Origin of the sequence: Saccharopolyspora sp. NFXS83, from assembly GCF_026241095.1 — a bacterium.
Taxonomy (GTDB): Bacteria; Actinomycetota; Actinomycetes; order Mycobacteriales; family Pseudonocardiaceae; genus Saccharopolyspora_C.
In genome coordinates, this window is record NZ_JAPFGB010000009.1 from 107104 (window position 1) to 132749 (window position 25646).

The following is a 25646-nucleotide window of genomic DNA, read 5'->3' on the forward strand; positions in this document are numbered from 1 at the left end:
AGCAGCGAGGAACCGCCGCATGACAAGCACCGAGAACAGGCTTCGTGATTACCTCAAGCTGGTCACCACGGACCTACGTCAGGCCCGCCAGCGGTTGCGGGAGGAGCAGGAACGGGACCGGGAGCCGATCGCCATCGTGGGGATGGGCTGCCGCTTCGCCGGCGGGATCGCCTCACCGGAGGACCTGTGGCGACTGCTTGCCGACGGCGGGGACGCGGTCGGCCCCGTCCCGTCCGACCGCGGCTGGGACCTGGACTCGCTCTACCACCCGGACCCCGACCACTCCGGCACGAGCTACGTCCGCGAGGGCGCCTTCCTCCCAGGGGCGGGCGGTTTCGACGCCGGGTTCTTCGGCATCTCGCCCCGCGAGGCGCTGGCGATGGATCCGCAGCAGCGGCTCACGCTTGAGGTGGCATGGGAGGCGGTCGAGCGGGCCGGGATCGACCCTCGGTCCTTGCGCGGCAGTGACACCGGCACCTTCGTCGGTGCCGTGCAGCTCAGCTACGGAGCCGGCGCCGTGCTGCCCGCCGAGGTCGAAGGGCACCTGGCCACCGGTACGACGGCGAGCGTGATCTCCGGGCGGGTCGCCTACCAGTTCGGCCTGCGCGGGCCCGCGATCACCGTGGACACGGCGTGTTCGTCGTCGCTGGTGTCGTTGCACCTGGCGGCGCAGGCGTTGCGGGCGGGGGAGTGCTCGCTGGCGCTGGCTGCTGGGGTCACCGTGCTGCCGAACGCCGCGGTGTTCGCCGAGTACTCCCGGCAGCGGGCGCTGTCGCCGGACGGGCGGTGCAAGGCGTTCGCCGAGGGCGCCGACGGCGTCGGCTGGGGTGAGGGCGCCGGTGTGCTCCTGCTGGAGCGCCTGTCCGACGCGCAGCGCCACGGTCACCGGGTCCTCGCCGTGGTGCGGGGCACCGCGGTGAACCAGGACGGCGCGAGCAGTGGCCTGACCGCGCCCAACGGGCCGGCGCAGCAGCGGGTGATCCAGGCGGCGCTGGAGAACGCGGCACTGACTCCGGCCATGGTGGACGTGGTCGAGGCACACGGTACGGGGACGTCGCTGGGTGATCCGATCGAGGCGCAGGCGTTGTTGGCGACCTACGGTCAGGACCGGGAGACCCCGCTCCTTCTCGGCTCGGTGAAGTCGAACATCGGGCACACCATGGCTGCGGCGGGTGTGGCCGGGGTGATCAAGATGGTCATGGCGATGCGGCACGGCGCGGTCCCGAAGACGCTGCACGTGAGCAGCCCGTCGTCGCATGTGGATTGGTCGTCCGGTGCGGTGGAGTTGGCGACGGAGGCGGCGGAGTGGCCTGGGGGGGAGCGGCCTCGTCGTGCTGGTGTGTCGTCGTTCGGTATTAGCGGTACGAACGCGCACGTGGTGTTGGAGCAGGGGCCTGGTGGTGGTCTGCGTGAGGATGTCTCGCGTGGTGCTGGCGGTCTGGTGCCGTGGGTGGTGTCGGCGAAGACGGAAGAGGCCCTGAGGGAGCGGGTCGCTGGGCTGGCCGCTGTGGAGGCGCAGCCGGTCGACGTGGGGTTCTCGTTGGTGACCTCGCGGTCGGTGTTCGACCAGCGGGTGGTGTTGCTGGCCGGTGCCGGTGGGCCGGTCGAGGTTGCCAGGGGTTCGGTGTTGGTGGGCCGGACCGGGTTCGTGTTCTCGGGTCAGGGTTCGCAGCGGTTGGGCATGGGCCGGGAGTTGTACGAGCGTTTTCCCGTGTTCGCGGAGGCGTTCGACGCGGTGGTGTCCGAGCTCGACGTTCCGGTGTGGGGCGAGGATGCGGTGGTGGAGGACACGGGGTGGGCGCAGCCTGCGTTGTTCGCCCTAGAGGTGGCGTTGTTCCGCCTGGTGGAGTCGTGGGGGGTACGCCCGGACTTCGTGGTGGGGCATTCGATCGGGGAGTTGGCTGCGGCGCATGTCGCGGGTGTGCTGTCGCTGGCGGACGCCTGCGTGGTGGTGTCCGCGCGGGCCCGCCTGATGCAGGCGCTACCGCCCGGCGGGGCGATGCTGGCGGTCCGGGCTTCTGAGGTTGAGCTTGGTGAGCTGGGTGACCGCGTGGGCATCGCCGCGGTGAACGGCCCGGACGCCGTCGTGGTGTCCGGCGCGGAGGGCGAGATCGCCGGGTTGGAGCGGCGGTGGCGGGACGAGGGCCGCAAGGTCCGCCGCCTGGCCGTGTCGCACGCGTTCCATTCGCCGTTGATGGAGCCGATGTTGGCGGAGTTCGCGCGTGCGATCGACGGGATCACCGTGCACGAGCCGAGCATCCCGGTTGAATCCACTGTGGATACCGAGGAGCGTTTCGGGTCTCCGGGCTACTGGGTGCGGCAGGTGCGCGAGCCGGTCCGGTTCGCCGATGCCGTCGAGCGGGTGGACGCCACCCGGTTCCTGGAGCTCGGACCGGACGGGTCGCTCTGCGCGGCCGTCCAGGAAGTACTGCCCGACGCGGTGGCCACCGGCCTGCTGCGCCGCGACCGCGGTGAGGAGGAGTCCGCGCTGCGGGCGCTCGCCGCGCTGTACGTCAGCGGGACCCCGGTCGACTGGCGGCCCCTCCTGACCGGAGGGTCCGCTGTGGACCTCCCGACCTACCCCTTCCAGCACGAGCACTTCTGGCTCGCCGGTCAGACCGGCGGGCCGGACACCGGGACCGACCCGGCCGGTCACCCGCTGCTGGGCGGCGTCGTCACCATCGCGGGCACCACCGGCGTCCTGCTCACCGGCCAGCTCTCCACCGCGACCCACCCGTGGCTGGCCGACCACGAGATCGGTGGCCGGGCCCTGCTGCCCGGCACCGCCTTCCTGGAGCTGGCCATCCGCGCCGGAGACGAGGTCGGGTGCGACAGGGTCGAGGAACTGACCCTGGCTACCCCGCTGGTGCTGCCCGGCCAGGCCGCCGTGCGGATCCAGGTGTCGGTCGGCCCCGACGAGGGCGGACGCCGTGCGGTCACCGTCCACTCCCGGCCGGACGCCGACCGCGACGCCCCCTGGGTCCCGCACGCCACCGGCGTCCTCACCACCGGCCCCAGGGCCGCGACCCCCCTCGCCTGGCAGCCCGAGCAGGCCGAACCCATCGACCTGGACGGGTTCTACGAGTGGTTCGCGGCACGCGGATTCGACTACGGGCCCACGTTCCGCGGCGTGCGCGCGGTGTGGCGCCGCGGTGACGAGGTGTTCGCCGAGGTCGCCCTGCCCGATGACACCGACCCCGCCGGATTCGGCCTGCACCCCGCACTTCTCGACGCGGCCGTGCACGCGCCGGTCACCACCCAGCGCGGCACCGACCTGGCCGGCCGCCTGCCGTTCGCCTGGCGGGGCGTCACCCTGCACGCCACCGGAAGCCGTGCCCTGCGGGTGCGCCTGGCCTGGTCCGGCGACGAGACGCTCACCGTCGACGCCACCGATCCGGACGGGACGCCCGTCTTCACGGCCGACGCGCTGGTCCTGCGTACCCTGCCGGACGCACCGGCGGCCACCGAAGACTCGCTGTTCGGACTCGACTGGACCCCGGTCACCACGACCGGGAGTCCGGCGGCGGTCACCGTCGCCGGACCGGACGCGCTCGGCGTCGCCGCGGCCCTGCGGGACGCCGGCGTCCCGCCCGGCACCGAAACCTCCGGTACCGCTCTGGTGAGCCTCACCGGCGGGGACGAACCAGCGCTCACGCACGAGCTGACCGCGACCGCACTCGACCTGCTGCACCGGTGGCTCGCCGCTCCCGGCGAGGCGAGGCTGACCATCGTGACCAGCGGTGCCGTCGACGGCCGCGATCTCGCGGCTGCCGCCGTGTGGGGACTGGTGCGCACCGCCCAGGTCGAGCATCCGGGCCGGTTCGCGTTGCTCGACCTCGACCCGGCGGGCTCGCCCCCCGAGGCCATCGCCGGTGCGCTGACCAGCGGCGAACCCCAGCTCATGGTCCGCGACGGGCAGGTGTTCGCTGCCCGGCTGGCCAGGGTCGCCCCGCCTGCGGGCTCCGTCACCTGGGATCCCGACGGGACTGTGCTGATCACCGGCGGTACCGGCGGCCTGGGACGGTTGCTCGCCCGTCATCTCGTCGCCGAGCACGGCGTGGCGCATCTCGTGCTCGCCGGTCGCCGGGGTACCACACCGCCCGAATTCCTCGCCGAACTACGGGATCGCGGCGCCGAGGTGGAGGTGGTGGCCTGCGACGTCACCGATCCCGGTGCGCTGACCGACCTGGTGGACGGCCTCCCGAACCTCACCGCGGTCGTGCACGCCGCGGCTGCGCTCGACGACGGCGTCATCTCCTCGCTCACCGCGGACCGGCTGACCGGCGTCCTGGCGACCAAGGTCGACGCCGCCTGGCACCTGCACCGGCTCACCGAGGACCGTGGGCTCGCCGCCTTCGTCCTGTTCTCCTCGATGGCCGGCACGCTGGGCGGCCCGGGGCAGGGCAGCTATGCGGCGGCCAACGCCGCACTCGACGGCCTCGCCCAGCACCGCCGTGCCCTCGGGCTGCCCGCGACGTCGCTCGCATGGGGAGTGTGGGCCCCGGAAACGGGAGCCACGGCGGGCACCGACCGCACGAGGGCCGCCCGCACCGGCCTGCCGCCGCTGACGGCCGAGCAAGGACTGCGACTGTTCGACGCGGCTCTGGCCGCCGACCGCGCGGTACTGCTGCCCGTCCGGTTCGACCTCGCCGCCTTCCGGTCCGCGGGAGAACCGCCGCCGCTGCTGCGCGGCCTGCTCCGCACCGGCACGCGGCGCACCGCCGGCACCTCGGTGGGCTGGGCCGACCGCCTGGCCGGCTTGTCCGCGCCCGAGCGGACCGCGACCGTGCTCGCGCTCACCCGCGAGGCCGTCGCCGCCGCACTCGGCCACACCGGTGCCACTGCGGTGGACCCGGAACGCAGCTTCTCCGACCTCGGGTTCGACTCGCTGACCGCCGTCGAGCTGCGCAACCGGCTGGCCACCGCGACCGGCCTGCGGCTGCCCTCGACCCTCGTCTTCGACCACCCCAGCACGGCCGCGCTCACCGAGCACCTGGTCGCCGAACTGTCCGGTTCGGCCCTCACCCCGGCGACCGCCGTGCCCGCGGTCGAGGCGGTCGCCGAGCCGGTCGCGATCGTCGGCATGGCCTGCCGTTATCCCGGTGGTGTGCGCGGGCCGGAGGACCTGTGGGGGCTGGTGTCCCAGGGCACCGACGCGATCACCGAGTTCCCCGGCGACCGGGGCTGGGACCTCGCCTCCCTGTACCACCCCGATCCCGGCCACCCGGGCACGTCCTACACCCGCCACGGCGGGTTCCTGCACGACGCGGGGGAGTTCGACGCCGAGCTGTTCCGGATGAGCCCCCGGGAAGCGCTGGCGACCGACGCCCAGCAGCGGCTGCTGCTCGAAGTGGCCTGGGAGGCGTTTGAACGGGCCCGCATCGACCCGACCTCGCTGCGCGGCAGCGCGACCGGTGTGTTCGCGGGCGTCATGTACAACGACTACGCCACCCTGCTCGCTGCCGAGGAGTTCGAGGGCTTCCGCGGCAACGGCAGCTCACCGAGCATCGCCTCCGGCCGGGTCGCCTACGCGTTCGGGCTGGAGGGGCCCGCCGTCACCGTCGACACCGCCTGCTCGTCGTCGCTGGTCGGGTTGCACCTGGCCGGTCAGGCACTGCGAAGCGGCGAGTGCGACCTGGCGCTGGCCGGTGGCGTGACGGTGATGTCCACCCCCGGCGTGTTCGTGGAGTTCTCTCGCCAGCGCGGCATGTCCCCGGACGGGCGCAGCAGGTCCTACGCGGACTCCGCCGACGGCGTGGCCTGGTCCGAGGGCGTCGGCATGCTGGTGCTGGAGCGGCTCTCCGACGCGGAGCGCAACGGGCACCCGGTGCTGGCGGTGGTGCGGGGTTCGGCGGTGAACTCCGACGGTGCGTCGAACGGGCTGACCGCCCCGAACGGACCGTCGCAGCAGCGGGTGATCCGCGCGGCCCTCGCCGCCGCCGGTCTGTCCACATCGGACGTCGACGTGGTGGAGGGGCACGGCACCGGGACGACGCTGGGTGACCCGATCGAGGCGCAGGCGCTGCTGGCCACCTACGGCAGGGATCGGGAACGGCCGTTGCTGCTGGGGTCGATCAAGTCGAACCTGGGCCACACCCAGGCCGCCGCGGGCGTCGCCGGGTTGATCAAGATGGTGCTGGCGCTGCGGCACGGCACGGTGCCCCGCACCCTGCACGTCGACCAGCCGTCGTCGCACGTGGACTGGGACTCCGGCGCGGTCGAGCTGGTGACGGAGCCGGTCGACTGGCCGGCCGTCGACCGTCCCCGCCGCGCGGGCATCTCGTCGTTCGGGGTGAGCGGGACCAACGCCCACGCGATCATCGAGCAACCACCGCCACCGGCCGAGAACCCCCCTCGCGCCGACCAGGGGATCGTGCCGTGGGTCGTGTCCGGACAGACCGAGAGTGCGCTGCGGGCCCAGGCACGTGCCCTGGCGGGTGCCGCCGGACAGTCCGTGGCGGACGTCGGGCTGTCGCTGGTGACCTCGCGCGCCAACCTGGCCCACCGCGCGGTCGTCCTGGGCGAGGGCATCGGTGAGCTGACCGCCGAGCTGGCCGCCCTGGCCGACGGCCGCCCCGGCGCCGCCACCGTCCTCGGCACTCCCGGTGATCCCGGCCGGGGCGTCGTCTTCGCCTTCCCCGGCCAGGGGGCCTACTGGCCCGGTATGGGCGCAGAGCTGCTGGAGTCCTCACCGGTGTTCGCCGAGTCGGTCGCCGTCTGCCAGGCCGCGCTCGAACCGTACGTCGACTGGTCGCTGCGCGAGGTCCTCGCCGGAGCGCCCGGCGCACCCGGACTGGACCGGATCGATGTCGCGCAGCCCGCGCTGTGGGCATTCATGGTGTCGCTCGCAGAGGTGTGGCGGGCCCACGGAATCCGTCCGGCCGCGGTGGTCGGTCACTCGCAGGGCGAGGTCGCCGCCGCCTGCGTCGCTGGTGCCCTGTCCATCGAGGACGGTGCGCGGATCGCGGCACTGCGCAGCGCCGCGATCGCCGAGGAGCTGTGCGGCCACGGCGGCATGCTGTCGGTCGCCGCCGCGCACGAGGACGTGCTGGACCGGTTGTCGTCGTGGCCCGGCCTGTCGGTCGCCGCGGTGAACGGGCCGGGAACCGTCGTGGTGTCCGGGGACTACGACGCGCTGGCCGGGTTCACCGCCGCGTGCACCGCAGACGGCGTTCGCACCCGCGAGGTCGCCGGTGACTTCCCCGCCCACTCCGCCCGCTTCGCACAGGTCCGCGAACGGATCCTCGACGCGCTGGCCGGCATCAGTCCCCGCGCCGCCGACGTTCCGTTCCTGTCCACCGTTACCGGCGACTGGCTGGACACCGCCACCATGGACGCTGGCTACTGGTACGCCAACATGCGCGAGACCGTGCGGCTGGAGACCGCGGTGCGTGTCCTGCTAAACCACGGGCACGCCCTGTTCGTCGAGGTCAGCCCGCACCCCGTGCTGACGACAAGCATCGCCGCGACAGCCGAGGCCGCGGGAACCGGCGCGGTCGCGGTCGGCACCCTGCGGCGCGACGACGGCGGTACCCGACGGCTGCTCCGCTCGCTCGCCGAGGCGCACGTGGCGGGCGCGCCGGTCGACTGGACGCCGTGCTTCCCCGATTCGTCCACAGTGGACCTGCCGACGTATGCGTTCGAGCACACCCGCTACTGGCCGCGGCCCGCGCCAGGAGCCGGTCTCACCGCCACCCGCCATCCGCTGCTCGACGGCTCCATGGAACTGGCCGAGGGCGGCGAGGTGGTACTCACCGGGCGGCTCTCGCGGACGGCCCACCCTTGGCTGGACGAGCACGCCGTGCTCGGCAGCACGTTGTTCCCCGGCGCCGGGTTCGTTGAACTGGCAGTCCGCGCGGGCGACGAGGTGGGCTGCACCCGACTGGCCGAACTGACCCTGGCGGCTCCGCTCGTCCTGCCCGAGCAGGGCGAGCCGCTGTTGCAGGTGCTGGTCGGTGTTCCGGACGAGGACGGCGGACGGCGGGTGTCCATCCACTCGCGGCCGTCCGAGGACCTGCCGTGGACCGCGCACGCCATCGGTGTGCTCGACTCCGGTGCGGCAGACCCCGACATCGGGTTCGCCGGTGCCTGGCCACCGCCCGGCGCCGAACCCGTGCCGGTGGACGGGTGCTACGACGACTTCGCCGACCGTGGCTTCACCTACGGGCCGCGGTTCCAGCGGCTGCGCGCGGTGTGGCGCCGCGGCGACGAGGTGTTCGCCGAGGTCGGGCTGGATGACGAGCCCGGTCCGTTCGGGGTGCACCCGATCCTGCTCGACGCGACGCTGCACGCCTGCCTGCTCCTCGCGGGCGAGGCGGGCGCGCGGGTGCCGTTCTCCTGGGAGGACGTGTGCCTGCACGCCGCCGGTGCGACCGAGTTGCGGGTACGGCTGGTCCTCGGCGAGTCCGACGGTGTCTCGGTCACCGCGGTCGGCACGGCGGGCGAACCGGTCGTGTCGGTCGGCTCGCTGCGGATGAAGGCTCCCGCGCCGGGCGAGTCGTCCGGGCCCGCCGACGCCCTGTTCGACCTCGACTGGCGGCCCGTCGCCGCGTCCGGGGCGGACACCGGTGCGGCCGGGGTGCTCGGACCGGACCCGTTCGGTCTCGGCGTGCGTGAGGTCGACGCCGTCGACGCGTGTCCCGTGGTGCTGGTACCGGTCGTAGGCCGCGGCGAGGACGTCGTCCGGTCGGCCCACGAGGCCACCACCCGCGTACTCGCGCTGACGCAGGACTGGCTCGCCGCCACGGAGGGTCGCCCCGGGGCGTGCAGGCTCGTGTTCGTCACGCGCGGCGCGACCAGCGGGCACGACCCGTCGGCCGCCCCGGTGTGGGGACTCGTGCGCTCCGCGCAGACCGAGCACCCCGGCTGCTTCGGCCTGCTCGACCTCGACCCCGACGGCACCCCTCCGCCGCCCGCGGCGCTCGGCTCACCCGAGCCGCAGCTGGCGGTGCGCGTCGGACGGCTACTGGCTCCGCGGCTCGCCCGGCCCGGCCCGGCCGCGGCCCCCGGAGAGTGGGACCCGGACGGCACCGTGCTGGTCACCGGGGGCACCGGCGGGCTCGGTGCCGCGCTCGCACGGCACCTGGCCGGCCGTGGATTCCGCCACCTGGTGCTGGCGAGCCGCCGCGGAACCGCCGCGGACGGTGTACCCGAGCTGGTCACCGAGCTTGCGGACCTCGGCTCGCGGGCCGAGGTGGTGGCCTGCGACCTCACCGACCGCCGGGCCACCGCGGACCTCGTCGACGGCCTCCCGGCGCTGACCGCGGTGGTGCACGCCGCCGGCGTGGTCGACGACGGTGTGATCGCGGCGCTGACCCCCGAGCGGGTCGCCGCCGTGCTGCGGCCGAAGGTGGACGCGGCCTGGCACCTGCACGAGGCCACCCGGGAGCGTGACCTGGCCGCGTTCGTGCTGTTCTCCTCGGCCGCCGGTGTCACCGGTGCGGCCGGGCAGGGCAACTACGCGGCCGGTAACGCCTTCCTCGACGCCTTAGCCCACCACCGGCGGGCGCACGGCTTGCCCGCCCAGTCCATCGCCTGGGGCGGCTGGGCGTCCGGCTCCGGGATGACGGCGGGGCTGACCGATGCCGACCGCGACCGCATGGCCCGCCTGGGCATGCCGATGCTGCGGGTCGACCAGGCCCTGGAACTGTTCGACGCGGTGACCGCGCTCGACCTGCCCGCCCCGCTGGCAACCCGGTTCGACCTGCCGGTCATCCGCGCGCGGGGCGAGGTACCCCCGCTGCTGTCCGGCCTGATCCGGACCACCACGCGCCGGACCGTCCGGCAGTCGTCGGAGACCGCCGCGGACCTGCGCGGCCGGCTCGCCGGCCTGTCCGCCGCGGAGCGTGCCGAGCTGCTCGGCGACCTGGTGCGTACCCGCATCGCGGCCGTACTGGGGTACGACGGCGCCGCCTCCGTCGATCCCGGCAAGGCGTTCCAGGACCTCGGGTTCGATTCGCTCACCGCGGTGGAGCTGCGCAATCAGCTGACGGCGGTGACCGGCCTGCGGCTGTCGGCGACGCTGGTGTTCGACTACCCGTCCGCGTCCGCGCTGGCCGCGTACCTGCTGGGGGAGCTGACCGGCTCGGCAGGTGCCCCGGTGACCGCCGTGCCGGCTGTCGCGGCGATGGACGAGCCGGTCGCGATCGTCGGCATGGCCTGCCGCTACCCCGGTGGGGTGCGCGGGCCGGAGGACCTGTGGCGGCTGGTTTCCGGGGACACCGACGCCATCGGCGAGTTCCCGGACGACCGCGGCTGGGACGTGGAGCGGCTCTACCACCCCGATCCCGACCACGCCGGCACGTCCTACACTCGCCACGGCGGTTTCCTGCACGACGCCGCCGAGTTCGACCCCGTCTTCTTCGGGATGAGCCCACGGGAGGCGCTGGCGACGGACCCGCAGCAGCGGTTGCTGCTGGAGACGTCGTGGGAGGCGCTGGAGCGCGCCGGGGTCGACCCGGTGTCGCTGCGCGGCAGCCAGACCGGCGTGTTCGCCGGTGTGATGTACGACGACTACGCGCATCTGCTGGACGACCCCGAGTTCGACGGGTTCCGCGGCAACGGCAGCTCGGCCAGCATCGTGACCGGGCGGGTGGCCTACGTCCTCGGCCTGGAGGGGCCGGCGGTGACGGTGGACACGGCGTGTTCGTCGTCGTTGGTGTCGTTGCACCTGGCGGCGCAGGCGTTGCGGTCGGGGGAGTGCTCGCTGGCGCTGGCGGGCGGGGTGACCGTCATGTCGACGCCCTACACCTTCTTGGAGTTCTCCCGGCAGGGTGGGCTCGCCCCTGACGGGCGGTGCAAGGCCTACTCCGACGACGCCGACGGCACCGGCTGGTCGGAGGGTGTGGGTGTGCTGGTGCTGGAGCGGTTGTCGGATGCCGAGCGCAACGGGCACCGGGTGTTGGCGGTGGTGCGCGGAAGCGCGTTGAACTCGGATGGAGCTTCGAATGGTCTGACCGCGCCGAATGGCCCGTCGCAGCAGCGGGTGATCCGGTCGGCGCTGGCGTCCGCTGGACTGTCCACATCGGACGTCGATGTGGTGGAGGGGCATGGTACGGGGACGCCGCTGGGTGATCCGATCGAGGCGCAGGCGTTGTTGGCGACCTACGGTCAGGACCGGGAGTTCCCGCTCCTTCTCGGCTCGGTGAAGTCGAACCTGGGGCACACGCAGGCCGCGGCGGGTGTGGCCGGGGTGATCAAGATGGTCATGGCGATGCGGCACGGGGTCGCGCCTCGCAGCCTGCACCTGGACACCCCTTCGTCTCATGTGGACTGGGACTCCGGTGCGCTGCGGTTGCTCGACGAGCCTGTCCCGTGGCCGGACGTCGACCGCCCGCGACGAGGGGCCGTGTCGTCCTTTGGGATCAGCGGCACCAACGCCCACGTCATCCTGGAACAGGGCGGACCCGAACCGGACGCGAGCGAGCCGGCCCCGCTGCCCGCGGTGGCGTGGCCGCTGACCGGTGTCACCGGCCCGGCCGTACGCGGTCAGGCCGCCGCGCTCATCGGCCGGATGCGCACCGAGCCCGGCTGGCACCCGGCCGAGGTCGGCCGTTCGCTGGCCGCCCGCACCTCGTTCGAGAACCGGGCCGTCGTGATCGGCACAACGCGCGACGAGCTCCTGTCCGCGGCGGCTGGCGTGGGTGGCCAGGAAGCGGCGATCGGAGTCGTCGAGGGTGTCGCCGACGTCGACGGCCGAACCGTCTTCGTCTTCCCCGGTCAGGGATCGCAGTGGCCGGGTATGGGGGCGCGGCTGCTGGACGAGTCACCGGTGTTCGCCGAGCGGATCGCCGAGTGCGAACGGGCGTTCGCCCCGTTCGTCGACTGGTCGCTGACCGGTGTGCTGCGCCAAGACGAAGGCGAACCGACGCTGGAGCGGGTGGACGTGGTGCAGCCGGCCACGTTCGCGATGATGGTGTCGCTGGCCGCGCTGTGGCAGGCCCACGGGGTACGCCCGGACGCGGTCGTCGGTCACTCGCAGGGCGAGATCGCCGCCGCGGTGGTCTCCGGCGCACTGTCCCTGGAGGACGGTGCGAAGGTGGCCGTGTTGCGCAGCCAGGCGATCGGCCGTCGCCTCGCCGGTGCCGGTGCCATGATGTCGGTGGCCTTGCCCGCCGACGAGCTGACCGAACGTCTCGCCGGGCTGGCCGGCGTGTCCATCGCCGCGGTGAACTCGCCCGCGTCCGTGGTCGTCTCCGGTGACCCGGCCGGACTCGACGAACTGGCCACGTCGCTGACCGCGGACGAGGCCCGCGTCCGCCGGATCGCCGTGGACTACGCCTCCCACTCCGCGCAGGTGGAGCAGTTGCGGGAGGAGATCGTCGAGCAGCTGGCCGCGATCACACCGAGGACCGCGAGCGTGCCGTTCCTGTCCACCGTCACCGGCGAATGGCTCGACGGCACCGAGGTCGGCTCCGGATACTGGTACGAGAACCTGCGCCGCACCGTCGAGTTCGGGCCCGCCATCGACGCGCTGCTGAACCAGCGGCACCGCCGGTTCCTGGAGATGAGCCCGCATCCGGTGCTCACCTTCGGTGTGCAGGAGACCATCGAGGCCGCCGGGGTGGTCGCGGTCACCGGCGGAAGCCTTCGCCGTGACGAGGACGGCCCCGACCGCTGGCTGACCTCGGTCGCGGAGGCGTGGGTGCGGGGCGCACCCGTGGACTGGAGTGTCTGTTTCGGCGACACCCGGCGCGTGGACCTGCCCACCTACGCCTTCCAGCGGGAGCGGTACTGGCCTGCCGGTTCGCTCGCCCGTACCGGCGACATGAGCGCCGTGGGGCTGAGCTCGGCGGCGCACCCGCTGCTCGGCGCGGTGGCCGAACTGGCAGGCGACGACGGCGCGCTGTTCACCAGCAGGCTGTCACTGCGAACGCACCCGTGGCTCGCGGATCACGCGGTGCTGGGCCGGGTGCTGCTCCCCGGTACCGCGTTCGTGGAACTGGCGTTGTGGGCCGGCGAGGAGGTCGGGTGCCCCCGGCTGGCCGAGCTGACGCTTTCCGCACCCCTGCGACTGTCCGAGCGCGACGCTGTCGCCGTCCAGGTCCGGGTTGGTGCCGCCGACGAGGCCGGATGCCGGACCGTCACGGTGCACTCGCGGCCGGAGGGCGCGGACGCCGCGTGGACACGCAACGCCAGTGGCGTACTCGACGAGGACACCGGGCCGGCTGCCGGGGATCTCACGGTGGGGCAGTGGCCGCCGCCGGACGCCGAGCCGGTCCCGCTGGACGGCTGCTACGAGCGTCTCGCCGACGCCGGGTTCGGCTACGGTCCGGCTTTCCAGGGACTGCGCGAGGTGTGGCGCGACGGCGAGGACATCGTCGCCGAGGTCGCACTTCCGCCGGAGCACGCCCCGGCCGGTTCGTTCGGCCTGCACCCGGTGCTGCTCGACTCGGCGCTGCACGCGACCATGGTCGGCGGCGCGACCGAGGACGGCACCGTCCGGCTCCCGTTCTCCTGGGAGGGCGTGAGCCTGCGTGCCCGGGGCGTCGACGTGGCCAGGGTGCGGGTGCGTCAGGATGAGGGCGGCATGTCGATCGCGGTCGAGGACCGCTCCGGACGTCCGGTGGCGAGCGTGGCGGCGCTCCACAGCCGCACCTTCGGCTCCGGTGACTTCGCCACCGATGCCACCGACGCGTTGTTCCGGCTCGACGAGGTGCCCGTGCGGTCCGACCCGCAGGGGGTGCCCGGTCCGGTGGCCGTGCTCGGCGAGGGCCTGGACAGTTTCACCGCGGGTCCCGACCCCGTGCCGGCGGTGGTCGTCGTGCGACCGGAGCTGGACGGCGACCTCCCCTCCGCCGTCCACACGCGGCTGAAGCGCACCCTCGACCTGGTGCGGCGATGGCTGTCCGACGACGAGTTCGCCGACTCCCGGCTGGTCTTCCTCACCCGCTGCGGCAATCTCGCGGACGCCGCCGTCGGTGGGCTGGTGCGTGCCGCCCAACGGGAGAACCCCGGCCGGTTCGTGCTGCTGGAAGCGGACGAGCCGGACCCGGACGCGGTGCTCCCCGCGCTCGCGTCGGACGAACCATGGCTGGTCTTCCGGGAAGGGCAGGCGCTGGCACCACGGCTGACGCGGATGGAGGTTCCCGCCGGGAACGAGGCCGTCTGGGACGTGAACGGCACCGTGGTGATCACGGGTGGTACCGGCGGGCTCGGTAGCGTGCTCGCCCGGCACCTGGTCGCCGAACACGGGGTACGTCACCTGCTGCTGCTCAGCCGCCGCGGCCCGGCGGCCCCGGCCGCGTCCGAACTGGTGGCCGAGCTGGAAGCCGACGGCGCAGAGGTCAGCGTGGTGGCCTGCGACATCGCGGACCGGGTCGCGCTGGCCGGGGCGCTGGCCGCCGTTCCTGCCGCGCATCCGGTGCGGGCCGTCGTGCACGCCGCCGGTGTCCTCGACGACGGGGTGGTCACCACGCTCACCCCGGAGCAGTTCACCGCGGTGTTGCGCCCCAAAGCCGACGCCGCGTGGCACTTGCACGAGCTGACCATGGACATGGACCTCACCGCGTTCGTGCTGATCTCCTCGGCCGCGGGCGTGTTCGGTGCCGCCGGTCAGGCCAACTACGCCGCGGCGAACGGGTTCGTCGACGCGCTCGCCGGGTACCGGCGCGCGGCCGGGCTCCCCGCCGTGTCGATGGCCTGGGGCCTGTGGGCTTCCGAGACCGGCATGACCGGCGCGGTGAACGTCGACCGGATGCGCCGCCTCGGCAACGTCGAACTGTCCACAGAGGAGGGTGTCGCGCTGTTCGACGCCGCGCTGCGCGGCAGCGAGGCGGTCGCCGTCCCCGTCCGGCTGGACCTGCCGGCCTTCCGGGCCCACGGTGAGATACCGCCACTGCTGCGTGGCCTCGTCCGGGTGCCGTCGTCCCGCGGCGGCGCGGCCGAACCTGCCGAGGCGTTCCTGAGCAGGCTCGGCGGCCTGCCCCCGGCGCAGCGTCTCGAAACCGTGCTGGAGCTGGTCCGCACCAAGGCGGCAGCCGTCCTCTACATCGACCCCGGCGAGCTCGGGCCGAACCGCCCGTTCAAGGAACTGGGATTCGATTCGCTCACCGCGGTGGAACTGCGCAACCGGTTGGGGGCCGCGACGGGCCTGAAGTTGCCGGTCTCACTGCTGTTCGACCGTCCGACCCCCGAGGAACTCGCGGAGTACCTGCTGCCGCTGCTGACCTCGGACGAGGCCGACGGCGCCGATGTGCTCGACGAGCTGGACCGGCTGCGTGCGCTGCTGACCGCCGCCTCGGTCGACGAGCGGACGCATCGCAAGGTCACCGGCAGGTTGGAGGTGCTGCTGGCGAACTGGGCCGCCGCCCGCGGCGATGCCCCCGCACCCGACGACGCCCCTGACTTCACCGCGTCGTCGGACGAGGAGATGTTCAGCCTGCTCGACCGCGAGCTGTCCTGATGGCATTCGGCGACCCGGCGAGCACTTCCCGCGCCTGCGGTTCGGGCAGCGCGTCGAACCAGCGGCGGGTCAGCTTCGGCGAGATCCCATCAGCGATGAGCGACCAGAGGATGGCGGTCGTTTCGTCGGCACCGAATCGGAGGGCGAATTCGCGTCCGTGCCGGTACGACACGTACGCGGCGCCGAGACACCAGCAGGGTGCTCGCGCACCGCACGTGTGGTGATCGATCCGGGGGCTGGGTGTCGCGGATCGGGACGTCACGCTCGTGCGAACGCTGGCGGACGGTGCCCGCGGCGACGTCCACCCGCGCGGCGTTCCGAGCGAGCGGCCTGCCCTGGCCATAGAGCCGGACTGCGTCACCGATCTGATTGAGTGACTACCGAGTGAGGCATCCGAAACACTCGCTGGGCAGGTTGATCGGCCGGTGCGCGAGCCGGCGACCGGAGGGATGGAGGAACGGCGATGACGTCTAACCGCACGACTCCGCTGAGCGGGGTGTCGATGACGGCTTTGGGCGTGGCGCTGATCCGGGCCCGTGAGTCCGAACGCGAGGACGCGCTCTACGACGACTTCTGCGCGCACGCGTTCGCCGAGGCCGCGCGGGACGCGTTCCTCGATCCGGGGGCGCCGGCCGGAGCCGCCCGGCAATGGGCTCAGGTCGAGGGTCTCGTCGATCGGTTCTACGAGGGCCGGACGGTAGGAGTGCGCGCCGTCGACGACCGAGTGCAGGCCTGGGTGGACGGAGGTGGGCGGCAGCTCGTGATGGTCGGCGCGGGCCTGGACACCAGGGCGTTCCGGATGGGGCTGCCCGCCGACCTGCGGTGGTTCGAGATCGACGTGCCGGAGATGTTCGAGTTCAAGGAGCCGGTGCTGGCGGGCGTCGACGCGAGGCCGACCTGCGCTCGCCGCGTCGTCGCGGTCGACCTCCGCGCGGACTGGGAGTCGGCTCTGCTGGCGGCGGGGTACGACCCCGAGGTGCCCACGGCGTGGGTCGACGAAGGCGCGATCCCGTACCTGGCGCACGAAGACGCGACCGAGGTGGCGGCCACGATCACGCGGCTCTCCGCACCGGGCAGCGAGTTCGGGACCGTGCACGTCGAAGTGGACGAGACCGAGCAGCGCTACCGCGACCTGACGCGGCTGGTGACCACCGAGGCCGAGCAGCGGCCGGTCGTGCGCGGCTTGGGGTCGCGTGCGCGGGACTGGTGGGACAACCACGGCTGGCGGACGGAGTTCCGCGGCTGGAATGAGATCACCGAGCCTTACGGGCGGCGCGCGGAGAGCACCGGGGACGGGGGCAACGGCGTCCTCCACGCGGTGCGGCACGGCTGACTCCGCTGGTCCGTCGACCGCCGCGTCGTCGAAGCAGCAGCACGACGACGCCGGCACCGCGGCACCTGGGGACGGCACGTCACCGACGAGGAGTACGGCGCCTCGGCGAACCCAGCCTGACCACGGCCTTCACGCACCCGTCACCGCCCGGGGCGCGTGGACCCCGGCCGGTGACGTACCGGCGTTCGGGGGAAATGCAAGTTTTCCGGCCCTTCCCGGCGAACCTGCCGCCGCGCCGCGCGTCTCTTCGAATGCGGGGGGTAACGGGGAACCCGCGAGCGACGGCGCTCGCGGGTTCCCCGCTCGGGTCTGAGGGGGCCGGTGATCGTGAACGTGCGCAGGGGCGTCTGGATCGCGCTGGGGTTGGTAGCGGTGCTGTGCGTGGTGGGAGGGGCCGTGGTCGTGGCGAACTCCGATCGGTGGAGGTCGTCGTGCGGCGGCTCCGCGTCGCGGGGATCCGCGCAGGAAGGGGTGGCCCGGTCGATCCGGGAGAAGCTGCCGTCGTTCGGCGAAGGCACCTCCGTGGCCATCGAGGTGGTCGACCTGGACTCGTGCGCGGAGGTCGTCGCGCTCGACGCCGACAGCGGGTTCCCGACCGCGTCCGTGGTGAAGCTGCTGATCGCGATCGACGCGGTCGAACGCTCCTCGGGCACGGCCGTCGGTGACCTCCAGCGGATGCTGTCGGCCAGCGACGACCAGGTGGCCAGCCGCTTGTGGACCGCGGGCGGAGGTCCGGACATCGTCCGCCGCACGGCGGCGAAGCTGGGGCTGGCGGACACCGCGCCGCCGGAATCGCCCGGTCAGTGGGGGAACACCCGGATGAGCGCGCGGGACATCGCGCGGGTCTACCAGTACTTGACGGCGGAAGCCGATGCGGACACGCGGAAGTTGCTGCTGGGCGCGATGGGTGACGCGCCCGACGCGGCGGTCGACGGATTCCCGCAGCACTTCGGCATTCCCGACGGTCTTCCCGACCACAACTGGGCGATCAAGCAGGGGTGGGGGTCGACCGACGCGAACACCGTGCTGCACACCACCGGACTGGTCAGCGGGGAACGCGACCTCGTCGTCGTGCTGCTGAGCACGTGGCCTCCGGACACCGACTGGACCGTGGCCAGGGCGTCCCTGACCGCGGCGGCCCACTCGCTCGACCGGATCGCCTGACCGGACCGCCGGTTCCCCCGCCGCGCGCGGCGGGGGAACCGGAATCGGGCCGGATGGTCAGCCGCGCACGAGCTTGTTCGGGCCGTCCGGGTCGTCGGAGTTCACCGACTCGCACATGAGGGGGCCCTGGTCACCCTCGGAAATGAGCTGGTCCAGCCTGTCCGAGCAGGCCTGGAAAGTGGGGAACTCGCCCACCACTTCCTCCGCGAACGCGGTGCCCGCGCCCACGGCGGACATACCGGCGGCGCACAGCGCCAGGGTCGTGACGATTTTGCGGATACGCATGAAAATTCCTCTCCAACTGGGATTGATGAGGACAGCGGCGAACGGCCGTCCCCGGGAACGGATTCCTCTTGCCGACAACTTCTGGTCGATCGACGCCGCCAGCGATCGCGCGGCCGAGGAGTTCCTCAGCTGCGCATCGCCGCGCCCACCTGGAACCTGCCGATGCCTCCGCAACGCCAGGACGGTCGCGTGGATCAGCCCCGTGAGCGTCACCGCTGGCCTGGGGCCTGCCTTCAGGCAGGACCGTCGATGGTCAGCGCGCAGGTGACCGGCTGACCGGGCTTCCCGGCCTCGGTCACCCGCTCCTCGCCTTCGACCAGCACCTTGCAGGTGAGCGCCGAACCTGGGGAGCCCGGCGTGACGACGAACTTCGCCGCACCGCCCATCGGAGCCCACTTGTCGTGGTGCGGAACGCTGATCGGTTCCGGATCCTGGTTCTGCGAGTCCGAAGTGGACTTCCGCACGGTGCCGGTCTCCCCGGCAGGACCCGAGACCTCCAGCGTCACCTCGTAGGCGGTCTCCTCCGGCGGGTGGCTGCACGCGGTGAGGCCGATGAGGGTGAGTGCCGGCACGGCCAACACGAGTGCGCGCTTCATGGGGTTGAGCTCCTTCGGGGCACGGCGTTCGATCTTCCGGGACAGACCGTATTGACCGCCTGCCGGGCCGCGGATCTGCCGGACGGCCAGTTCACGCCCGAATTCCTACGACTATCGGCCGATCCCTTTCGACTGCCACACCCAGGCGGCGATCTCCACGCGGTTCCGGACGTCCAACTTGGACTGGATGCTCGACAGGTGGGTCTTGACCGTGCCGACGGAGAGGAACAACTGCTCGGCGATCTCGGCGTTGGTGGCCCCGGTGGCGACGAGCCGGGCGACCTCCCCCTCCCGCGCGGACAGCGGGTCGGGCCGGTTCGCGCGCGGTGCAGCGGGGGTGGAGCGGTCGCGCAGCAGCTTCACCGTGATCGCCGGGCTGACCAGCGCTTCCCCGGAGGCCGCGGCGCGCACGCCTTCGAGCAGCAGCGCGGCGCTCGCGGTCTTGAGCACGAAACCGCTGGCGCCGCCGCCCAGCGCGCGGTGCACGTACTCGTCGTCCTCGAAGGTGGTCACGACCACGACCTTCGGCGGGTCGACCGCGCCCGGGGCGTTGATCCGCTGCAACGCGTCCAGGCCGTCCAGGCGTGGCATCCGGATGTCCATCAGCACCACGTCCGGCTTCTGCAGCGCGATCATCTCCAGCGCTTCGACGCCGTCGGCGGCCTTGCCGACCACCTCCATGTCGTCCTCGGCCGACAAGATCATCTCGAAGCCGGTGCGGACCATCGCCTGGTCATCGGCGATGAGCACTCGGATGCTCACGTGCTACCTCCGTTCGACGGCAGCGGCATGCGGGCTTCGAGGCCCCAGCCACCCGTCGGCAGGGGCCCGTCCTCGAACTCGCCGCCGACCTCGGCGACGCGGTCGCGCAGGCCTCGCAGGCCGAAACCGCTGCCGGAGATCTTGCCAACCGCGCCGTCATCGCCGACGCGCACCACCAGCTCGGAATCCGCGCGCTCCACGTCGATCCGCACCGCCGTCACGTTCCGGCCGTGCTTGCGGACGTTCGTGAGCCCCTCCAGGACGACCCGGTGCGCGGTGGTGCCGATGTCGGCGGGGATCCCGTCGGTCGACTCGGGCAGCCGCAGCCGCGCGTCCGGGCCCGGTCCGCGGTCGAAGCGCTCGACCATGGTGGAGATCTCGTCGATGGTGGCCAGCGGCGCGGTGGTCCCGCCGTCCTCGGCGCGCAGCAGGCCGACCATGCGGTGCAGCGACTCCATCGCCTCGGTACCGGCTTCGGCGATGCCGTCCAGCGTGTCCAGCGCCTGCTGGGGTGAGCGCTTCGCGATCGCCTGCGCGCCGCGCGCCTGCACCACCATGCCCGTGACGTGGTGGCCGACGAAGTCGTGCAGGTCGCGGGCGAAATCGGTGCGCTGGAGCAGCCGTTCGTGCTCGATCTGGCGCAGCCGCGCCCGGCGGGCCAGCCGGGAGGCCAGGCCGATCGTGCAGGACAGCGCCACGCAGCACAGCAGCAGGAACGCGAGCACCAACTCGGTCAACCGGCCGCGCCCGATCGCGGGTTGCGCCACGACCGAGGCGGCCACGATCACCGCGGCCGGAACGATCCACCGCTTCCGCGCCCGCCACACCACGAGCCCGAGCAGGATCAGCAGCGCCAAGGTCGGTGTGAGCAGCAGGCACGCCAGGTCGGGGCGTTCCTTCCAGCCCTCGGCGTCGTAAGCGGGGTAGTACACGGCCGACGCGACCACGGCGGCGCCGACGGTGGCCGCGGGCAGCGCGCGCGGGCCGAGGCGGGGCGCGATCAGCAGCACCAGCGCGGCGATCGCCCCGCCGGTGTACATCACCGCCAGGGGCCACCGGATGCCGTCGAAGCCCTCGAAGATCACGTACTCCAGCAGCATCGTCACGGGCGTCGCGAGCACGATGCCGGACGACCAGAGCAGCGACTGCCACGGGGGCTTGCCGGGGAAGACCATGCGACGACCCTAGACAACCGGGATCCGCCGCCGGGATCAGCCGAAAGTCAGATCGGAACCGGTCGGCGGACGGAGGTGGGCGACCCCTGCCGCTCGACAGGGTTCGGGGCATGACTCAGCACAGCCGGCCTCGGCCCGGTCCGTCCTACGCCGTCGAAGCGGTCGACCTCGTCAAGACCTACGGCAGCGGCCCGGCGGAGGTGCGCGCGCTCGACGGGCTGTCCGTGCGCTTCCCCACCGGGAGCTTCACCGCGGTGATGGGGCCGTCGGGCTCCGGCAAGTCGACGTTGCTGCAGTGCTCGGCGGGCCTGGACACCCCGACCGCCGGACGTGCGCTGATCGGCGGCGTCGACCTCGCCGCGCTGCGCGACGACGAGCTCACCCGGATCCGACGGGAGCGGATCGGCTTCGTCTTCCAGCAGTACAACCTGCTCCCCGAGCTCACCGCGGAGGAGAACATCGTGCTGCCGGTGCAGCTCGCCGGACGTCGGCCGCGGCGCGGCGCGGTCGGTGAACTCGCCGAGCGGCTGGGCTTGTCGGGGCGGCTGGGGCACCGGCCCGCGCAGCTGTCCGGCGGGCAGCAGCAGCGGGTGGCGTTGGGCCGCGCGCTGCTCACCGAACCGGAGGTGATCTTCGCCGACGAACCCACCGGCAACCTGGACACGCGGGCCAGCGGGGAGATCCTGGAGCTGCTGCGGGCGTCGGTGCGCGAACTGGGGCGGACCGTCGTGATGGTGACCCACGACCCGGTGGCGGCCTCGTACGCCGACGGCGTGGTGCTGGTCGCGGACGGGCGGCTCGTCGACGCGCTCGCCAAGCCCGACGCCGTGACCGTCGCGGAATCCCTGCGGCTGCTGGGACAGCGCCGATGAGCGCCGTCGTCCCGCACCTGCGCGCCGTGCGGCGGGCTCCGGTGCGGCTGCTGCTGTGCGGCGTGACGATCGCCGTGGCCGCCTTCTTCAGCACCGGCACGCTGCTCGGCAGGGACATGGCGCTGCGCACGATCACCGGTGAACTGACCTCGATCCCGCAGGCGGCGTCCGCGGTCGTGCGATCCCCGTCGGGGTTCGGGCCCGCCGAGCTGGACCGGGCGGCGAGCCTCGCGGGCGTGACCGCGGCGACCGGGCGGGTGAGCGGCTCGGGCCTGGTCGGGGCGGTGGAGGTCGATCTCACCGCAGACCCCGGGGCGGGACCGCTGAGCCGGGTCCGGGTGGACGCGGGCACCTATCCGCGGTCGCCCGGGGAGGTGGCGGCGTCCGCCCGCGCCGCCGAGCGGCTGGACCTGCGGGTCGGCGACGAGGTCGAGTTCGCCGACCCGAACGGCGGCGCGCCGCACCCGTTGACCGTGACCGCGCTGGTGGACTCCCCGTCCGCCGACGGGCTCGCGCTCTACGCCCCGGATCGGGACGTGCTCGCCCGCACCGGCGCGGAACTGGCGCGCGTGGACCTCACCGGGGACCTGCCCGAGATCCAGCGCAGCGCCCGGCCGACGGCGATGACCGTGCAGTCCGCCGCGGACGCGCGGCGAGCCGAACTGCGCGAGGGGAGGGACGTGGTGGACCAGGTCTCGGCGGTGCTCGGCGCGTTCGTGGTGTTCGCCTCGCTCGCCTCGATCATGGTCGCGGTCTCGGCGTTCCGGATCGTGTTCGCGCAGCGCGTCCGGCACCTCGCGATGCTGCGGGCGGTGGGCGCCACGAGCGGCGGGCTGCGCCGGGCCCTGGTCGCCGAGGGTGCGCTGACCGGCTTGATCGCGGGCGGCGCCGGGACGTTGTCGGCCGTCGGGGTGAGCGGGATCGTGCCGCTGGTCGCGCCGGTCGCGGCGGTGGCGCCGTCACCGCTGGTGCCGGGTTCGGTGCTGGCGGGGACCGTGCTGGCGGTGGTGCTCGCCGTGCTGGCCCCGGCGTGGGACGCGGCGCGGGTGTCCCCGCTGGAGGCGCTGCGGTCGACGACGCGGCCGGGTGAGCGCGCGGCCACGACCGCGCTCCGGACCGCGCTCGGCGTCGCGCTGCTGGTGGTGGCGGTGCTGCTGGTGTTGTGGACCGCGTCCAGCGGGCTGCTCTCGCGCTACCGCCCGGCCGGGAGCACCGAGGCTCTGATGCTGGGCGGCGTGCTGGCCGTGGCCGCCTGCTTCGGCGGGTACCTGGCGTTCGCACCGGCGTTGGTGCGCCCGGTGCTCTCCGGCGCGCACCGGTTGCTGCGCCGGTTCGGCCCGGTGGCGGCGTTGGCGGTGCGCAGCGCCGGCGGGATGCCACGCCGTGCGGCGTCGGTGTCGTCGGTGGTGGCGCTGGCCGCGACGTTGCTGCTCGCGGCCCTCACCGCCGGTGGCACGTTGCGCGACTACGGCGAGGCGAGCGCGGCGGCGCAGTACCCCGCCGACCTCGAAGTGCGCGCACCGGAAGGCGCAGTGCTGCCCGCTGACCTGCCCGCGGCGCTGGCGGCCGATCCGGCGCTGCGCACGGTCGTCCCGTTCCGCGCGCCCCGGTTGCGGATGGAGCTGCCGAGCGGGCCGATGACCTTGGAGGTGTCGGACCTGCCGATCACCCGGCTGCCCGGCGCGGCCGGGACGGCGGACAGCGACGGTTCGCTGCGCGACTCGGGTCCCGGCGCGATCGCCGTGTCCGACGCCTTCGCGAGCAAGGAGCGGCTCGCCGCGGGCGATGTCGTGCGGCTCGGTGACCGCGAGGTGCGGGTCGCGGCGGTGGTCGTCGGGGAGGGCCTCGGCGGCTCGCAGGTGCTCGTGCACCCGTCCGACCTGGATGCCCTCGGGGTCAGCCCGGCTCCGACGGCGATCGTGGCCGACGCCGTCGGCGGGGATCTGGCGGCGGCGCAGTCCGCGGTCGGCGCGCACGTCGGCACCGTCGGCGAGTGGGAGATCAGCGTGCTCGACGACCTCCGCGCGGAGCGGTCCGACCTGGTCGGGCGGCTCACCGGCAGCGCGTTGGCGCTGATCGCGGTGACGGTGTTCGTCGCCCTGGTCGGCATCGGGACGACGGCGAGCCTGTCGGCCCTCGAACGCGGCAGGGAGAGCGGTGTGCTGCGCGCGGTGGGCCTGTCCCGCGGCGGACTACTGCGGGTCCGGGTCGGTGAGTCCGCGCTGTACGGGTTGCTCGGCGTCGTCTTCGGGGCGCCGCACGGGCTCGCGCTGGGCGCGCTGCTGATCACGGCGCTGGTTCCGGAGGCGCCCCTCGCGCCACCGGTCCTGGTGCTGCCTGCGGCCTGCGCCGGACTCGTCGCCGCCGCCGCGGCGGCGGGCTTCCCGCCGGCCTGGCGGGCGGGCGGCACACCTCCGGCCGCGGCGGCACGCCAGGATTGACGGCGACCGCGGACACCATTTCAACATTTGAAGTAGTGGGTATGCTCGGTGCCATGGTGTCCTGGCGGAGTTCGTTGCAGCGGAAGGCGTGGCGGCCCTACATCGAGGCGAGCCTGCTGCTGGAGACGCGGCTCGACGAGGACCTGCAGGCGGTCTCCGGGATGACCCTGAAGGACTACAACGTGCTGCTGGTGCTCTCGGAAAGCCCGGCGCACCGCCTGCGGATGGGGGAGCTGGCCGCGCGCATGGTGTTCTCGCCGAGCCGGCTGACCTACCAGATCAAGGTGATGGAGCGGCGCGGCTGGGTGCTGAGGCAGGTCCTGCCCGACGACAAGCGGGTGCACCACGCGGTGCTGACCGCGACCGGGCTCGAAGCGCTGCACGAGGCCGATCGCCACCACATCGCGACGGTGCGGCGGTTGTTCACCGACGGCCTCGACGAGGACGAGCTGCGGGTGCTCGCCCGCGTGTTCACCCGGCTGCAGGACCAGCTGCAGGACCGGCCCGAGCAGGACTCCGCGCCGGGCGGCGACGCGGAACCGGACAGGAGCGACCGATGAGCAACGTCGAGCACGATCCCGCCGAGCGGACCGTGTGCTCGGTCGACGCGGCAGTCGCCGCCGAACCCGAGGTCGAGCTGCTGCACCCGCGGGACGTCCCGCTCGGCGGGCCGCGGGCGATGCGGGTGCGTCGCGCGCTGCCGAACCGGGGCAGGCGGATGGTGGGGGCGTGGTGCTTCGCCGACTCGTACGGCCCGAGCGACATCACCGGGCAGGCGGGCATGCGGGTCCCGCCGCATCCGCACATCGGGTTGCAGACGGTGTCGTGGCTGGTCGAAGGCGAGATCTGGCACCAGGACAGCGTGGGCAGCCGTCGGCTCGTGCCCCGGGCAGCTCCCGCTGATGACCGCCGGGCACGGCATCGCGCACTCCGAGCAGTCCCCGTCGGAGCACTCGTCGAACCTGTACGGGGCGCAGCTGTGGGTGGCCCTGCCCGAGCGGTCCCGGCGGATCGCGCCCGCGTTCGAGTTCCACTCGTCGCTGCCAAGCCACGAACTCCGGCAAGGCCGCGTCACCGTCCTGGCCGGGGACGTCGACGGCGCGGTCTCACCGGCCACGACGTACACGCCGCTGGTCGGCGCGAACGTGGCCGTCGACGCGGGCGGGCGGGTGACGGTGCCGCTGGAACCGGACTTCGAGCACGCGATCCTGGCCCTGTCGCCCGGGTTGACCGTCGCGGACGTCGCCGTCCCGGCGGGGGCGATGCTCTACCTCGGCCGCGGGCGCGACGCGGTCGGGTTGAGCGCGGAGGTCGCGGGGCAGGCCATGCTGCTCGGCGGCGAGCCGTTCGCCGAGGACCTGGTGATGTGGTGGAACTTCGTGGGCCGCAGCCACGAGGACATCGCCGAGGCCCGCGCGACCTGGGAACGCGAGCACGACAGCGACCTCGCCGACCGCCGGTTCGGTCCGGTGCACGGTTACGAAGGGCCCGCGCTGCCCGCGCCGGAGCTGCCCAACGCGCGGCTGAAGGCCAAGGGCCGCTACCACCGCTGACCCCGCCACCGTGGTGTGCCTCACCGTGGCGCGCCGCGCGGAATAGGTCTCGAGGGAGCGTT

General features: G+C 73.3%; 11 protein-coding genes and 1 pseudogene. 8 read left to right on the forward strand and 4 right to left on the reverse strand.

The features are described 5' to 3' along the window. The first annotated feature begins 19 nt into the window (after positions 1-19). The 3 genes from OOZ19_RS12480 to OOZ19_RS12490 all read left to right on the forward strand — a co-directional run bounded on the left by OOZ19_RS12480 (position 20) and on the right by OOZ19_RS12490 (position 17900). The gene (locus OOZ19_RS12480) at positions 20-15403 is read left to right on the forward strand and encodes a type I polyketide synthase (protein ID WP_266090257.1); all 15384 of its coding nucleotides are present in this window, start codon (positions 20-22) and stop codon (positions 15401-15403) included. A 463-nt stretch (positions 15404-15866) separates the two neighbouring features. Continuing rightward, complete coding sequence (locus OOZ19_RS12485) at positions 15867-16736, forward strand: SAM-dependent methyltransferase (RefSeq protein ID WP_266090258.1); 870 nt, start codon at positions 15867-15869, stop codon at positions 16734-16736. A 327-nt stretch (positions 16737-17063) separates the two neighbouring features. Continuing rightward, complete coding sequence (locus tag OOZ19_RS12490) at positions 17064-17900, forward strand: serine hydrolase (RefSeq protein WP_266090259.1); 837 nt, start codon at positions 17064-17066, stop codon at positions 17898-17900. Positions 17901-17957: 57 nt separating this feature from the next. Here OOZ19_RS12490 and OOZ19_RS12495 read toward each other — a convergent pair whose 3' ends face one another. From OOZ19_RS12495 to OOZ19_RS12510, 4 genes are all read right to left on the reverse strand, one after another. After that, positions 17958-18185: a hypothetical protein gene (locus OOZ19_RS12495; RefSeq protein WP_266090260.1), complete on the reverse strand. Its 228-nt coding sequence runs from the start codon at positions 18183-18185 to the stop codon at positions 17958-17960. 233 nt (positions 18186-18418) lie between these two features. Next, the gene (locus OOZ19_RS12500; protein WP_266090261.1) at positions 18419-18781 is read right to left on the reverse strand and encodes a hypothetical protein; all 363 of its coding nucleotides are present in this window, start codon (positions 18779-18781) and stop codon (positions 18419-18421) included. Positions 18782-18892: 111 nt separating this feature from the next. After that, the gene (locus OOZ19_RS12505) at positions 18893-19543 is read right to left on the reverse strand and encodes a response regulator transcription factor (protein WP_266090262.1); all 651 of its coding nucleotides are present in this window, start codon (positions 19541-19543) and stop codon (positions 18893-18895) included. Continuing rightward, entirely contained in the window at positions 19540-20718 is a 1179-nt protein-coding gene (locus OOZ19_RS12510; protein ID WP_266090263.1) for a sensor histidine kinase, read from the reverse strand. The genes OOZ19_RS12505 and OOZ19_RS12510 overlap by 4 nt, the downstream gene beginning before the upstream one ends. Before the next feature lie 110 nt (positions 20719-20828). Here OOZ19_RS12510 and OOZ19_RS12515 point away from each other — a divergent pair, with 110 nt between their 5' ends. The 5 genes and pseudogenes from OOZ19_RS12515 (at position 20829) to OOZ19_RS12530 (ending at position 25584) form a co-directional block, all read left to right on the forward strand. Continuing rightward, entirely contained in the window at positions 20829-21590 is a 762-nt protein-coding gene (locus OOZ19_RS12515) for an ABC transporter ATP-binding protein (protein ID WP_266090264.1), read from the forward strand. Beyond that, positions 21587-24031, forward strand: a complete 2445-nt coding sequence (locus OOZ19_RS12520; protein WP_266090265.1) for an FtsX-like permease family protein — start codon at positions 21587-21589, stop codon at positions 24029-24031. The genes OOZ19_RS12515 and OOZ19_RS12520 overlap by 4 nt, the downstream gene beginning before the upstream one ends. A gap of 53 nt (positions 24032-24084) precedes the next feature. After that, positions 24085-24591, forward strand: coding sequence for a MarR family winged helix-turn-helix transcriptional regulator (locus OOZ19_RS12525; RefSeq protein ID WP_266090266.1), 507 nt, complete (start codon positions 24085-24087; stop codon positions 24589-24591). A 158-nt stretch (positions 24592-24749) separates the two neighbouring features. Continuing rightward, a pseudogene (locus tag OOZ19_RS30020) lies at positions 24750-24851 on the forward strand (pirin family protein); the annotation flags it as partial. Positions 24852-24933: 82 nt separating this feature from the next. Beyond that, positions 24934-25584, forward strand: coding sequence for a pirin family protein (locus OOZ19_RS12530; protein ID WP_323055125.1), 651 nt, complete (start codon positions 24934-24936; stop codon positions 25582-25584). Positions 25585-25646: the final 62 nt, after the last annotated feature.

Excerpts from the sequence above, each read along its gene's own strand:
- OOZ19_RS12480 (WP_266090257.1), top strand. The coding sequence starts at position 20 with ATGACAAGCACCGAGAACAGGCTTCGTGATTACCTCAAGCTGGTCACC.
- OOZ19_RS12485 (WP_266090258.1), top strand. The coding sequence starts at position 15,867 with ATGACGTCTAACCGCACGACTCCGCTGAGCGGGGTGTCGATGACGGCT.
- OOZ19_RS12495 (WP_266090260.1), bottom strand. The coding sequence starts at position 18,185 with ATGCGTATCCGCAAAATCGTCACGACCCTGGCGCTGTGCGCCGCCGGT.
- OOZ19_RS12500 (WP_266090261.1), bottom strand. The coding sequence starts at position 18,781 with ATGAAGCGCGCACTCGTGTTGGCCGTGCCGGCACTCACCCTCATCGGC.
- OOZ19_RS12510 (WP_266090263.1), bottom strand. The coding sequence starts at position 20,718 with ATGGTCTTCCCCGGCAAGCCCCCGTGGCAGTCGCTGCTCTGGTCGTCC.
- OOZ19_RS12515 (WP_266090264.1), top strand. The coding sequence starts at position 20,829 with ATGACTCAGCACAGCCGGCCTCGGCCCGGTCCGTCCTACGCCGTCGAA.
- OOZ19_RS12520 (WP_266090265.1), top strand. The coding sequence starts at position 21,587 with ATGAGCGCCGTCGTCCCGCACCTGCGCGCCGTGCGGCGGGCTCCGGTG.
- OOZ19_RS12525 (WP_266090266.1), top strand. The coding sequence starts at position 24,085 with ATGGTGTCCTGGCGGAGTTCGTTGCAGCGGAAGGCGTGGCGGCCCTAC.
- OOZ19_RS12530 (WP_323055125.1), top strand. The coding sequence starts at position 24,934 with ATGACCGCCGGGCACGGCATCGCGCACTCCGAGCAGTCCCCGTCGGAG.